Raw genomic sequence first — 13869 nt, 5'->3', positions numbered from 1 at the left:
GCTTGTTCCCCTAAACCTTTGTGACTTCCCGGCTCTCACGAGCCGCGACGATGTGAGCGATGTGCACTGCGGTGGCACCCGGGTCACCACCGGCGAGCGCCCAGCCACGCGCCCGCACCAGGTACGCGGTGGCTGCCGCCTCCGCGGACACCCCCAGCCCGCCCTGAACGTGTACCGCCATGGTGGCGGCCTTGGCGGCCTCCTCGGCCATGAAGACGAACGCCGAAGGCGCGAGTTCGGCGCGCTCCTCCGGCTCGTTGTCGAGGAACCACGCCGCCCGCCGAGCCAGGCCCCGCCCGCTCTGGACCGTGATCGCGATGTTGGCCAACGGATGTGAAATACCTTGCAACGTGCCGATCGGCACACCGAGGGTGTACCGGGATTTGGCGAACTCGGCGGCGATCGTCATGGTCTCCTCGACCAGACCTACCAGCGCCGCCGCGGTCAGCAGACGCCATTCGTCCAAGGCCCGTTGATATTCCGCCACGGCGTCGGTCCCGCCGGCCAGCACCACCCGGGTGTCTGCGGCGGCCGGGTCCACCCACGCCATCGGTAGCTTGCCGATGTTGTCGACGCGAGCCGGGCGCGTGGAGAATTCCAGCTTCACGACATCCCGTCCATCGCGGACGATGATGTGGTCGGCGATCGACCCGATCGGGATGAGGCGGGCACCGGTCGGGGCCACCTGCGCAGGATCGAGTCCGACGATCTGGGTGCCGTTGAGGATGTCCTCAGACTCGAGAGCACCGAGACGCGCGAGTAACCGCGCCGCCACCACATGGTCGATCCACGGCACGGGTGCCAGTGAGCGCCCGAGCTCCTCGGCCACCAGGGTCAGGTCGACCAGGGTGGCGCCGTCACCGCCGACGGACTCCGGGAGTGCCATCGTCGTGGCACCCATGGCGCACAACCTCTCCCACAGGCTCTTGTCGAAGCCTGAGGGCTCGGCCGCGCGCACGGTCTCGATGTCGGAGTGCGTCTTGAAGAACTGGCGGTACGCGGTCTGCAGGTCGACGTGGTCCTCGGTGAGGCTGTAGTCCAGCCTGCGGAGTTCGTAGCGGTCCATCATTTTCCCTTTTCGTCCGAGCCCTCGCCGAAGAAGAACTCCGCGGCATTGTTGTAGAGGTAGTTGTCCAGCACGTCAGCGGGAAGATCGAGCGCCAGCGCCTCCGGCACCACCCGCTGCATGCGCAGCACCGGGAAGTCCGACGCGAAGATGACCTTGCCCTTCCCTCGGGTTCGCATGAAGTGCAAGAGGCTGTCCGGCAATCGTTTCGGCGACCACGCCGACGTCATCAGCCGCAGGTTCTGGTATTTGATCAGCATCCGGATCGCGATGTCCCACCACGGATCTGCGCCGTGGATCATGCACAGCTTCAACTCCGGGAACCGAACACACACCCGGTCGAGGTGGATGGGGTTCTGTACCTCACCCGGAATCGGCGGGCCGGGAATGCCGGTGTTGACGCACAGCGGCAGTTCCAGCTCGGCGCACTTGGTGTAGAGCGGGTAGTACACCGCGTCGCTCGGCGGGTACTGTCCGTCTCCCCAGAAGCTGGGCCCGACAACGGTATAGGCGACCGGCAGGTCGGCCACGACGGCTGCGAGTTCACGCAACGACGGGATGGGACGCAACAGGTTGACGCCGCCCATCGCCAGCGCGAAGCGGTCGGGATGCGCCTCGACGAACTTCCGGGCCGTTACCGACGGCTTGACCAGGGAATCCATCAAGATGGCCTTCTGCACACCGTGGGTGTCCATCTCGTCGAGCATCTCCGACAGGTCGATGGGGTCATACATCGACCTCGGGCCCTTGAAGTAGTCGTCGCGCACCTTCTTCATGAAGGTCGGCTGGTTCTCGGTCTCGCCGAAGTGCACATTGGCCAGACAGTCAATCACTCGATTCTCGCTGCGCATCACGCCCTCGTCTCCGCTTGTTCCGAGGCCAGGCCCTTGGCCCAGCGATAGTCGGCCTTGCCGTTGCCGAGCCGGCGAATCTCTTCGACGAACAGCACATCCTTGGGCAGTTTGAACCGGGCCAACCGGGTGGCACAGTGCTCCCGAAGCGCGGCTGCGTCGACCGCGTCGCGGATCGACACCAGCGCAACAACTTCTTCCCCCCATCGCTCACTCGGCCGCCCCACAGCCAGCGCATCGACCACGCGAGGATGTGCACGCAGGACGTCTTCGATCTCCTCGACGAACACCTTCTCGCCACCGGTGTTGACCACCAACGAGTCCCGACCCAACAGGCGAAGGGTCCCGTCGGCGTCGAGCGACGCGCGGTCGCCCGAGACCACCACGCGCTCGCCGGCAACCTCGGGGAAGGTCTTCACCGTCGCCGCCTCGTCGTTGAAATAGCCGAGTGGGATCCGGCCATTGCGTGCCACCCAGCCCACCTCGGTGTCGCCGGGATCCAGGAACCGGGAGTAGTCGTCGGCGAGGACCAGCCCACCGGCCCGCAGCTGGAAGGTTTCGGCGGTCGGGGTTTCGCGTTGGGTATGGCCGAACCCCATATTGCCGGTCTCCGACGAGCCGAACCCGTTGATGATGGTGATCTGCGGAATGTGTTCCAGCAGTGCACGTTGATGTTTCGGGTTGGTGGCCGCACCGCCCGTACCGATCGCGAACATCGACGACAGGTCATAGGACCGTCGGCCCAGCTCTTCGACGATCGGTGCGGCGTAGGCGTCACCGACCATCGTCATCAGCCCGATCTTCTCCCGTTGCGCCGTTTCGAGCACCGTGCGCGGGTCGAAGCGCGGCTTGGTGTCGTGCAGCACCACAGTCTGGCCGGACAGCAGCCCGGAGAACGCTGTCCACATTCCGGCGGCGTGCATCAGCGGCGAAACCGCGAACCACGGCGGACCGGCATTGGCCACCTTGTCGCGAATCTCACTCGCCTGTTCGTGGTCCGCGCCGTTCATCGACGACACGTAGATGTCGCCCTGACGCCACATCACACCCTTGGGCCGACCGGTCGTCCCCCCGGTGCACACCATGAGCAGATCATCGGGCGACGGAAGGACGCTGTGATCGATATCCCCCTGGGCCAGAACATCTTCCAGTGTCACGGCATCCGGCAGTTCGGCGCCGCTGCCGTCATCGACGGAGATCAACAACTCGGCTGCGCCTCCTCCGAGCACGTCGCTGAACTTCGCGCCCAGGGAGCGGTGGTAGATCACCGCGCGGGGCTTCAGGTAGGCCAGCAGATCGGCCACCTCGCCCGGCGAGTAGTAATAGTTCACGTTCACCGGGACCGTGCGCGCCTTGAGGCAGCCGATCACCGTCTCGGGGTACAGGTCGTTGTGCATGACGAGCGCGACGACGTCCTGACCGCACTCCCAACGGTTCAGATCCGGACGTTCCCGGTACGCACCCAGCCCGCGCGAGGCCAGAAAGTTGGCCAGCCGGCGGGTCAGGTCAGCCGCTTGCGCGAAAGTGGTGCGGCGGGTGCCGCACACCGTCATCTCCCGGTCGGGTACCGCCTCGGCAATCGCGTCGACGACGGCGCCGATGGTCCATTCAGCCATGTCGGTGGCTACACCGACACCAGGCCTGCGACACCGGACGCAGTGCGGGTCGGGTCGCCGAGGAGTTCGAGAGCGTTGTCGCGCATGACCTTCCGGGTGTCTTCCAGGCTGAACTCCGGGAACTGCGGAATGTCCGCGGTGAACGTCGTCGGATCGGCCAGACCCTCCCCGTGCGGCCAGTCCGAGCCGAACAGGATCTTGTCGACACCGATGGTGTCCGCGAGCAGCTTCACGTCGTCCTCGTAGTACGGCGCGATCCAGACGTTGGTGCGCAGCTGCTCGACCGGATCCTCCTTGAAGTGATACGGCGCATTGTTGGCCGCCTTCTTGAGGCGCTTGATCAGCCGGTAGACGAAGTAGGACCCGTTCTCGATGCTGACCACCCTGAGCAACGGGTGCCGGGTGAAGACCTGATGCACGATCATCGACGCCATCGTGTCGTGAATCGCGCGGTCGTCCATGATCACCATGTCCAACGGATCGCGCTTGCCGAATCCCTTGAATACACCGCTGCCGCCCCACAATGCCGGGACCGCCATGTACCCGGAGTCCGACAGATGGAAGACCACGGCGACACCTGCCTCGGCCAGCCGGGCCCACACCGGATCGTGGAGTGGGTCGCCCAGGGACCGCGGCCTGACCTGGCCCGGCACCGGGGCCGGCCGCACGCACACCAGCTTGGCGCCACGGCCGATCACGAACTCGACCTCCTCGACCGCCTTCACCGGGTCGGCCAGCGAGATGATCGGTGCGGACACGAAACGCCCGTCAGGTCGGTCGAAGCCCCAGTCCTCGTCCAACCACAGGTTGAAGGCGTGCACCGAGGCCATGGTGGCTTCGATGTCGTGCTTGAGCCCCTCCTCCACGCCACACGCGAAAGTCGGCAGCATGAAAACGGTTTCGAGGCGTTGGCGGTCGAGCACCTTGAGCCGGGCGTCGCGATCCTGATACTCGGGGTGATCGGACAGGCGGTCGACCTTCATCAGGGAGGCGGGGTCGACGCCCTCGGGGATCTCTCCCCGGAACAGCAGATCCAGGCAGCCGGGCTCGATGATCGGGTCGAAGGTCGGGTTGGGGATGAAGTGGTTGACCGTTCCGCCCATCACGGCCAGAGTCCGCTTGCCGTCCTGCACCATCTGCACGCCGCGGCTCTTGAATTCCTTGGGCAGATGCCGGGTGAATGCGTCCACCGGTTCGTAGTAATGGTTGTCGACGTCGACTGCCAGGTAGGGCAAACGCTCTGGTGTGTCGGTCATGTCATCAACCTTCTTTCAGGGACGGGAAGTTCGGGGGCCGTTTCTCGAAGAACGCGGTGATGCCTTCGATCAGGTCGGGCCGCACCATGGATTCGTGCATCAGAGTCTCGGCGCGGGCACTGACGTCACGCACGTCGTCATGAGCATCGCCGTAGAGCTGATGTTTGATGACCGCCATCGAAGCGGGTGAGCAGTTGCGGGCCAGATCTTCGGCGTACTCCAGTGCTCGGGGCAACAGATCCTCAGGCGCCACAACCTCTTTCACCAACCCGAGCTGGGCAGCTTCTTCCGCCAGGAACGTCCGGCCACTCAACAGCAGGTCCGCCGAGGCACCCCAGCCGGCCAGCCTCGGCAGGATCCAGGTGATGCCGTACTCGCCGATCAGCCCTCGCCGCGGAAAAGCGGTGGCGAATTTCGCTCCGGCAGCGGCGAACCGGACGTCACACATCAACGCATGAGTGAGGCCGATGCCGACGCACGCGCCGTTGATGGCGGCGACGACCGGCGTCCGCAACTCGGTCAGGAAATACGGGTGACGTTCGCCGACGATCTTGCTGACATCCGTGTCCTCGTTGATGCTGGCACCCAGATCCTGCATGGCACCCATGTAGGCGCCGGCGCAGAACCCTCGTCCGCTACCGGTCAGGACAATCGCCCGGACCTCCGGATCGGCTTCGGCACGATCGAAACTCGCGTAGACGCCGGCGGAGATGTCCGCACCCCAGGAGTTCAGCCGATCGGGCCGGTTGAGGGTGATAACCGCGACGCCGCCATCGGTGACCTCGTAGAGGACTGCCTCGGTTCCCACACTGTCAGCGACCGTCATCCGCCGATACCTCCCGATGCCACACCAGCTGTTCAGACATACATACTGTATACCTATCGGTAGTGCATTCCGCAAGCCCGGCTTGTGCCCTACGACCTGCACAAAGACGGTTCAATCGCCGATCAAACCGAGCTTTCGGTAGGCGGTCTCGATCTGGGTCTTCGCCGCATCCGGCAGCATTGCCTGGGGCGGACGGGAATGCGGGTAGTCGCCGATGGGCAATCCCAGCACCGAGGCCGCGTATTTGAACGCGTCGGCCCAGTGGGTGAAATAGTCGGCGCGGCCCGGGTAACAGGTGAACGAGGACCCCATGTCCAGGCTGAACTGGTCCAACCCGGACTCCCGGCCGAAATCCATGGCCTCGATGAGTCTGTCGGCATACACGAGCTCCCAGTACTCGGTGAAGATGCGGCGTTGCGGAGTTTCGTAGAGGTATCCGGCCGTGCCCAACTGAGCCGGACAGACGATCCCGTCCCGCAGCCAGCCGGCCCGGTAGACCGTGGTGTCGCATTCCCACACCGCCAGATACGGCGCCAGGTCATGCAGTCGACGGCTCGCCGCGGGCCGGAACGCGCCCTCCTTGGTGGCGCACACAGCCGGGATCGCCTCGGCAATCCGGGCGCTTTCGTCGGGTGTCAGCACGTAGCCCGAGGATGGTGAATTGAACATGCCCAGTGCGATATCCGTGCGATCGGCGATGTACTGGAAGAACCGAAGAACGCCCTCTCCCCCGTGTGCCTCCATCATCGGCGTCTGGATGTAGACGATGTCGGCGCCCGACTGCTGCGCATGCAGCGTGAGTTCCAGGCAATCCTTGGCCGATGTCGCCGCGGTGCAGGCCTGAACCACGACATCCGGGTTGGCCTGGCGTCCCTCCTCGATCGCCACCTCGAGCAGTAGCTTGCGCTCGGCGAGGGTCAGCGCCCAGAACTCCGCCAAACCACTGGTACACCAAAGCATCTGGCGGCCGAGATCGCCGACGCAGTAGCGCACGAGGTATCGGTAAGCATCCCAGTCGATGTCGTCGCCGTCAGTTCCACAGAACGGGGTGTAGAGCGAGTCACCGATTCCGCGCAGTGCACCGCGGGACCAGTCCCGCGCTTCGGCCGCCGTTGCCATACCGCCCCCTAGAGAAAGTCCGACCCGCCGTCTACGTTGACGTTGGCCCCGGTCATGTACGAGTTTCGCTTGGAGGCCAAAAAAGCTGCGACAGATCCGATTTCGCTCGGCAGTCCGGCCCGCGGCAGATGGGCGGGATGCCCGAAATGCTCGTCGATGGCCGCCATCAACGCATACGGATCATTGCCGTCGACACCCACTGTGTCGGCCCAGCCACGCAGTGCTTCCGAGGAGATGCTGCCCGGGGAGACCACATTCACCATGATCTCGTCGGGGGCCAACAACAGCGACAGGTTCTTGGACACGCTGTTCACGGCGGCCTTGGCCGCGGTGTAGGCCGGCAACCGGGTGCTCTGCCGCTGGGTGGAGTGGGCCGAGAAGTTGACGATGCGCGCCCATTCGGCCTTACGCAGCAACGGCAGGGCGGCCCGCACGCAGCGCACCATCCCCATCAGGCCGGCGTCGAACGCCTCCTGCCACTGGTCATCGGTCAACTCTTCAAAGTTGCCCGCGGCCCCGGGGCCGACTGTGTTGATCAGTGCGTTGAGCTCTCCCCAACGCTCGCCCACGTCGGCGAAGGCCTGCTCGACCTGAGCGCTGTCCGAGGTATCCGCGACGATCGCAATCGCGTCCGGTGAACCCAGTCGGGTCAGCTCCGTTGCGGCAGCGTCCAGTACATCCCGGGAACGCCCGACGATCGCGATCCGTGCTCCGTCCTCGGCCAAGCATTGGGCCGTCGCGAAGCCCATGCCGCGGCCACCGCCCACGACGACGGTGGCCGCCCCACTGAATCCGAGATCCATCGGAGGATCAGGAACCGGTCCAATTGGGTGCGCGCTTCTCGGCGAAGGCGATGGCCCCCTCCTTGGCGTCGTTCGAGGAGAACACCGGTCCGAGCAGTTCGCCCTGCTTCTTCCACATCTCGTCGGCCGACCACTCAGACGACGACGCGATGATCTCCTTGGTCACCGCCACCGCGAGCGGGCCGTTGGCAGTGATCCGATCGGCGAGTTCGAGCGCCCCGTCGAGAGCGGCACCGGGCTCGGTCAGCTTGTTGACGAAACCCCATGCGGCGGCTTCCTCGGCCGTGAAGCTGTCACCGGTGAGCGCAAGTTCCATCGCTTTCTGGTACGGGATGCGCTGGTGCAGTCGCAGCAGGCCGCCGCCACCGGCCACCAGACCACGCTTCACCTCGGGGATGCCGAACTTGGCGACCTTGGAGGCCACCACGAGGTCCGTCGCAAGCACGAGCTCGGTACCACCGGCGAGTGCGAACCCTTCGACGGCGGAGATCAACGGCTTGCGCGGCGGGCGCTCGGTGAACCCCGCGCCCCGGCCCGGAACATAGGGCAGTTCCCCTGCAGCAAACGCCTTGAGGTCCATGCCCGCGCAGAAGTTTCCGCCCGCCCCGGTGAGCACCGCCACCGACAGCTCGGCTGTGTCGTCAAGTTCGTCCATGGCATCGGCGAGACCCTGAACCACCGCGAGGTTGAACGCATTGCGCGCCTCGGGCCGATTGATGGTGATGACCAGGGTGCGACCCCGTCGCTCTGTGAGAACTTCGTCCGACATCGTTGCCCCTTTTGCTCGCGGCCCAATTACCCGGAAAAGCCTACTATAGGGATTACAGTACAAAGCCGGAACCCCGTCCACCGCACCGGAGCGACGCCTCGGCGCCGACGGCGGACAGCAGCAACAGAGAGGCTACCGGTAGGGTTGACGGCGACAAGACCCCGCGACACGCACGCATAGACGCAGTTCAGATGGCGGCCGGCGGTAAATTCACCTGCGATTGACCCGCGGCACAGGGACGGCTTGAGCAGAATCGATTTTGATGGAGGTGCCCGCAGTGGCAAAGCAACCGACCGCTGAGAAACGTCAACGGCGCGAACGCGGGTCCATCAATCCCGACGACATCATCAAGGGCGCATTCGAACTCGCCGAGCAAGTGTCGATCGACAATCTCAGCATGCCGCTACTGGGCAAACATCTTGGTGTCGGCGTCACGAGCATCTACTGGTACTTCCGCAAGAAGGACGACCTGCTCAACGCGATGACCGACCGTGCACTGCGCGAGTTCGTGGTCGCCACGCCCTATGTGGAGGCCAAAGATTGGCGTGAGTCACTGGCCAACCACGCCAGGACCATGCGAAAAGCCTTCATGGGTAACCCGATTCTGTGTGATCTCATTCTCATTCGCTCGGCACTGAGCGCGCGCGCCGCGCGCCTGGGCGTGCAGGAGATGGAGACCGCCATCTCCGGCCTGGTCGAGGCCGGGCTACCGGTCGAAGATGCCTTCGACACCTATTCGGCCGTCTCGGTGCACGTCCGCGGCTCGGTCGTGTTGCACCGCCTCTACGAGAAGAACCGGGCCAACGACAACGCGCCCGGCGATTACGAGGAGACCATGGTCATCGATCCGGAAGTCACCCCGCTGCTGGCAAAAGTCACCAACGAGGGGCACCGCATCGGCGCGGCCGACGAAAAGAACTTCGAGTACGGCCTGGAGTGCATCCTCGACCACGCGGCCGCCCGGATCGCACACCCTCCGGCGACCAAGACGAAGCGCAAATAGGCGCAACCCTTCACCTGATCCGAAGTCCCTCTCGGCGGCTTCGGCCATTTCTGCGAAAGCGTACCGACCCGGATTCCCGTTCGCGGCCGGGCGATTTCGCGTACCCACTACTTCCCCGGTGAGCCGCACCCAGCTCGCCTGAATCCACCACGTCATTGCCGATTGTTACATTGACAAATGTAACAGTCTGTGGTGACGTAAACGCCGTGACCGCAGCTGCCCCACCCGACCTTCCGGCTCTGCCCAGCGGGCGTTCTCCGCGCGCCGTCATCGCGGCCGGCGCCACCCGGTGGACGCTGGGCTGCCTGACCGGCGCCATCCCGATGAATCGACCCGGGGTGTGGTTTTCCCGCCGACTGGTCGCCACGATCATGGGGGCGTTGGGATCAATGCCCGACGGCACCAGGATCGTCCCGGTCCGCCGGGCCGGAGTCCGTGGCGAATGGGTGCTCGGGCCGGGGGTGGAGTTCGGCACGCGGGCGGGCTATTACGTCCATGGCAGCGCCTACGTGATCTGTTCGGCACGGACGCACCGCAAGCTGGTGGCGCAGTTGTCCGAAGCCACCGGCATGCCGTTCTTCTCGGTCGACTACCGCTTGGCGCCCGAGCACCGATTCCCAGCCGCCGCTGACGACGTCGAGGCGGGCTATCGCTGGTTACTCGCTCAGGGATACGCGGCATCCGACATCGCGATCGGCGCGGATTCCGCAGGCGGCCACCTGACCTGTGACATGTTGCTCGCCAACATCGACGAGCCGGATTTCCAGCCCGCTGCGGTGGTGCTCTTCTCGCCGCTCATCGATCTCACGCTGAGCCTTGCCCAGCAGCAAGAGGCGGTCCGTCGTGATCCGGCGATGTCGGCGGACGCAGCGCGTCGATTGGTCGGGCTTTACACCACGGCACAGGACCCGGACCAGCCGCGATTGCGCCTCGATTTCGAGAAGGCGGATCGCCTGCCGCCCATGCTGGTTCAGGTGGGCGAGTTCGAGATGCTCAGTGCGGACGCCCGCTACCTGGACGCGGAGGTCAGCCGGGCCGGAGGGACGACCACTCTCGAAATCTGGCCCGCCATGGTGCATGTTTTCCAGGCCCTGCCGCGACTGACTCCCGAAGCGACGATGGCGCTGCGGCGGGCAGCGGGGTTCATCTCCTCCGCTCTGGCCGACGACCGATCCGATACTCAGATGGAGGTGGACTGATGTTCGGAATCGACATGCTGCTCAATGCTTTTCGTGGTGACCGGCGCTGCACCGACGCGAAGGCGGTGGTGACCGGTGCCGGGAGCGGCATCGGGCGGTCGTTCGCCCTTGAGCTCGCCCGCAGGGGTGGTGAGGTCATCTGTGCCGATATCGACGCGGACCGGGCCGACGAGACAGTCGAGCTGATCGAGAAACTGCCCACCGGGACGGGCCACGCCGTGGTCTGCGACGTGTCCGATCGCAGCGCGGTCGAGCAACTGGCCAAGCAGGCCACCGACACCTTCGGCGGACCACCGACGCTGGTGATCAACAACGCCGGCGTAGGCGTCGGCGGCAAACCCGTCGGCGCCATCGGATTCGACGACTGGGACTGGGCGCTCGGAATCAACCTGTGGGGTGTCGTGTACGGGTGTGAGGTCTTCACACCGATCCTGCGCGAGGCCGGCCAGGGCGGGATCATCAACGTGGCCTCCGCTGCCGGATTCGCTGCCGCACCGTCGATGGCCCCGTACAACGTCTCCAAGGCGGGCGTGATGTCGCTGTCGGAAACACTCGCCGCTGAGCTCTCCGGCGCCGGCGTCGCGGTAACGGTGCTGTGCCCCACCTTCGTGAAAACCAACGTGTTTCAGGACGGGCGCATCACCCCCGGCTCGATGAACCTCAGCCAGCAGCTGGCTCGATGGACCGGGCTGTCCCCCGACAACGTCGCGGCACGCACCTTGGACGCGCACGACAGCGGCCGGCTGTACGTGGTGCCCCAGATCGACGCCACCGTCATCTGGCACCTGAAGCGGCACTTCCCCGGTCTCTATGTCCGGGGCGCCGGACTGCTCGGCCGAGTTCTCCCCAAAGACTGAAGCCTTCCCGACAACTGAATCTCCGCTACCCGAAAGGATTCTCATGGCGATGGATCTCGACAACATGCTGCAGATGATCAAAGACCGGCAGTGGGCCCTGATCGACATCGACTGGGACGCACCGGGAGCCGAGCTGATCGAACCCGAGCTGCACGCCAAGCTCAAGCCGTTCATGACCGACCTGATGTGGATCGAGAACGTCGGCGCCCGGGGCTTTGCCGCCCTGGCGAAGAAGGCACCGAATCCGACCCTCAAGAGCATCTACGAGCATTTCCACGCCGAAGAACAGAAGCACGCCAACGCCGAACTCGCGCTGATGCGCAGATGGGGCATGCTCGACGACGACGAGATCCCGCCGCCGAACGTCAACGTCCAACTGGTCATCAACTGGCTCGACAAGCATTCCGACGGAATGGGCCTGACGTTCCTGGGCACCGTCATCCCCATGCTCGAGGTGGCATTGGACGGGGCACTGATCAAGTTCATCACCGATGAAGTCAAAGACCCGGTGGCACAAGAGGTGTTCAAGCGGATCAACTCCGATGAGTCCCGCCACCTGGCCGTCGACTTCGAGGTGATGGACATCCTCGGTCATGCCGACATGCGCAAGCTGCTGATCGAGTTGGTGGGCGGCTGGATCAAGCCCACCTTCCTGGTCGGAGTGCTCAGCTACTTCCCGCTGCTGAACAAGATGCGAGACAACATCGTCGAGATGGGTGTCAACGAGGACCGGCTGTACCAGGCGATGCGCAGGTTCCAAAGTGTTGGTGAGCGAAGCGAATTCGCCCGACGCCTACCCATGTACCGGCTCATCTCGTGGCAGAGCCGCAAGGTGATCGACCGGACCTCCAAGTATCACTGGCTGGCCGATTCACTGGTCAAGATCACCGGCGTGATTCCGATGTCGTTGGTCCAGAACTCCCCGACGTGGTCGCAGGAACTGACCTACGAACCCGTCGCCTGAGAGAATCGATCGACGACATGACTTCTTCTTCCTTGTCAGTTGCCATCATCGGTGCCGGATTCGCCGGCATCGGCGCGGCCATCCGACTCAAGGCCGACGGCATCGACGACTTCGTGATATTCGAGCGCGACTCCCGAGTCGGCGGAACCTGGCGCGACAACACCTACCCCGGTGCCGCGTGCGACATCCCGTCCCGGCTGTACTCGTACAGTTTCGCGACCAACCCGGACTGGTCGCACACCTATTCGGGCAGTGCCGAGATCCTCGAGTACATCGACGGCATGGTCGAATCGTCCGGCCTCGCACCGAAGATCCGGTTCGGCCACACTGTCGTCGGCGTTTCATACGATGCGCCGGCCGGCGAGTGGACCGTGAATCTGGAAGGTCGGGACCCGGTGCGGGCGCGCAATGTAATCGTCGCGTCCGGCCCGCTGGCCAACGCCAGTTTCCCCAACATCCCCGGGATCGACACCTACGAGGGTCACAAGATTCACAGCGCCCGGTGGGACCACGGCTACGACTTCGCCGGCAAACGTGTCGCGGTCATCGGGACCGGTGCCAGTGGGGTGCAGATCGTGCCCGAACTGGTGAAAACGGCGAAGTCGGTCAAGGTTTTTCAGCGCACCCCGGGATGGGTTCTGCCGCGGATCAACACGCCGACCAGCGGCCGGCTCAAGCGCCTCTACCGCAGCATCCCGCTGACCCAGAGCCTCATGCGCAGCGCGTGGTACTGGGGACACGAGTCGGTAGCCCTCGGTGTGGTTTGGGATACCCCGTTCACCCGGATCGTCGAAGCCGTCAGCTCCGCAAATCTCCGTCTGCAGGTGAAGGATCCGTGGTTGCGACGCCAACTGACGCCGGATTTCTCGGCCGGATGCAAGCGGCTGCTGATGACCAGCGAGTATTACCCCGCCCTGCAGGCAGACAATTGCAGGCTGGTGACCTGGCCGATAGCCCGCCTGTCCCCCAACGGAATTCGCACCGTCGAGGGAATCGAGCACCAATTCGACTGCATTGTGTTCGCCACCGGGTTCGATGTCTGCAAGGCCGGCACGCCGTTCCCGATCACCGGAATCGACGGCCGTGAGCTGGCCGCCGAATGGAGTCGCGGTGCCTACGCATATCGCAGCGTCGCGGTATCGGGTTATCCCAACCTGTACTTCACCTTCGGCCCGAACTCCGGGCCCGGACACAGTTCGGCACTGGTGTACATGGAGGCTCAGATCGACTACATCGTCGAGGCGATTTCAACCCTCCTGAGGCACGACTGGAAGTCGCTCGACGTCCGCACGGAGGCACAGAACCGGTACAACGAGGACATCCAACGGCGCCTGGGTTCGACCACATGGAACTCCGGCTGCCAGAGCTGGTATCTGACCGAGGACGGCTTCAACGCCACCATGTATCCGGGGTTTGCCACCCAATACGTCAATCAGCTCAAGAGCGTCAATCTGCACGACTACAAGATCACCGCCGGCCGCGACAACAACATTGCCCTGGCGCAGGTCAGCGGCAGTCCCCTGGCCACCGGATAGGATTC

The 13869-nt window shown here is 64.6% G+C and carries 13 protein-coding genes; 5 read left to right on the top strand and 8 right to left on the bottom strand.

Annotation, left to right across the window (positions count from 1 at the left end):
- Positions 1-10: 10 nt before the first annotated feature.
- From ACZYZF_RS21705 to ACZYZF_RS21670, 8 genes are all read right to left on the bottom strand, one after another.
- The gene (locus ACZYZF_RS21705) at positions 11-1066 is read right to left on the bottom strand and encodes an acyl-CoA dehydrogenase family protein (RefSeq protein WP_463744371.1); all 1056 of its coding nucleotides are present in this window, start codon (positions 1064-1066) and stop codon (positions 11-13) included.
- On the bottom strand, positions 1066-1917 hold the full coding sequence (locus ACZYZF_RS21700) for an amidohydrolase family protein (protein ID WP_463836791.1): 852 nt from the start codon (positions 1915-1917) through the stop codon (positions 1066-1068). Before ACZYZF_RS21700 ends, ACZYZF_RS21705 begins: the two co-directional genes overlap by 1 nt.
- Positions 1917-3533, bottom strand: a complete 1617-nt coding sequence (locus tag ACZYZF_RS21695) for an acyl-CoA synthetase (protein ID WP_463744373.1) — start codon at positions 3531-3533, stop codon at positions 1917-1919. Before ACZYZF_RS21695 ends, ACZYZF_RS21700 begins: the two co-directional genes overlap by 1 nt.
- 8 nt (positions 3534-3541) lie before the next feature.
- A complete protein-coding gene (locus tag ACZYZF_RS21690) occupies positions 3542-4789 on the bottom strand; it encodes an amidohydrolase family protein (RefSeq protein WP_463744374.1) in 1248 nt (415 codons plus the stop codon).
- A gap of 4 nt (positions 4790-4793) precedes the next feature.
- Positions 4794-5615 carry an enoyl-CoA hydratase gene (locus ACZYZF_RS21685; protein WP_463744375.1) on the bottom strand — a complete coding sequence of 274 codons (822 nt, stop codon included), beginning with the start codon at positions 5613-5615 and terminating at the stop codon, positions 4794-4796.
- A 111-nt stretch (positions 5616-5726) separates the two neighbouring features.
- Positions 5727-6734: a dihydrodipicolinate synthase family protein gene (locus ACZYZF_RS21680; RefSeq protein ID WP_463836790.1), complete on the bottom strand. Its 1008-nt coding sequence runs from the start codon at positions 6732-6734 to the stop codon at positions 5727-5729.
- A gap of 8 nt (positions 6735-6742) precedes the next feature.
- A complete protein-coding gene (locus tag ACZYZF_RS21675; RefSeq protein WP_463836789.1) occupies positions 6743-7537 on the bottom strand; it encodes an SDR family NAD(P)-dependent oxidoreductase in 795 nt (264 codons plus the stop codon).
- A gap of 7 nt (positions 7538-7544) precedes the next feature.
- Positions 7545-8306 carry a crotonase/enoyl-CoA hydratase family protein gene (locus ACZYZF_RS21670; protein ID WP_463744378.1) on the bottom strand — a complete coding sequence of 254 codons (762 nt, stop codon included), beginning with the start codon at positions 8304-8306 and terminating at the stop codon, positions 7545-7547.
- 262 nt (positions 8307-8568) lie between these two features.
- Between ACZYZF_RS21670 and ACZYZF_RS21665 the strand changes: the two genes are divergently transcribed.
- From ACZYZF_RS21665 to ACZYZF_RS21645, 5 genes are all read left to right on the top strand, one after another.
- A complete protein-coding gene (locus tag ACZYZF_RS21665; protein ID WP_463744379.1) occupies positions 8569-9309 on the top strand; it encodes a TetR/AcrR family transcriptional regulator in 741 nt (246 codons plus the stop codon).
- A gap of 206 nt (positions 9310-9515) precedes the next feature.
- On the top strand, positions 9516-10508 hold the full coding sequence (locus ACZYZF_RS21660; RefSeq protein WP_463836788.1) for an alpha/beta hydrolase: 993 nt from the start codon (positions 9516-9518) through the stop codon (positions 10506-10508).
- Positions 10508-11365 (top strand): SDR family NAD(P)-dependent oxidoreductase, encoded by an 858-nt coding sequence (locus tag ACZYZF_RS21655; protein WP_463836787.1) that lies wholly within the window; start codon positions 10508-10510, stop codon positions 11363-11365. The genes ACZYZF_RS21660 and ACZYZF_RS21655 overlap by 1 nt, the downstream gene beginning before the upstream one ends.
- Positions 11366-11408: 43 nt before the next feature.
- Entirely contained in the window at positions 11409-12329 is a 921-nt protein-coding gene (locus ACZYZF_RS21650) for a ferritin-like domain-containing protein (protein WP_463744382.1), read from the top strand.
- A 17-nt stretch (positions 12330-12346) separates the two neighbouring features.
- Positions 12347-13864 (top strand): flavin-containing monooxygenase, encoded by a 1518-nt coding sequence (locus tag ACZYZF_RS21645; protein ID WP_463744383.1) that lies wholly within the window; start codon positions 12347-12349, stop codon positions 13862-13864.
- Positions 13865-13869: the final 5 nt, after the last annotated feature.

It is taken from the genome of Mycobacterium sp. IDUB_24 (genome assembly GCF_055419385.1).
This window is presented reverse-complemented; position numbering and strand designations above follow the sequence as displayed.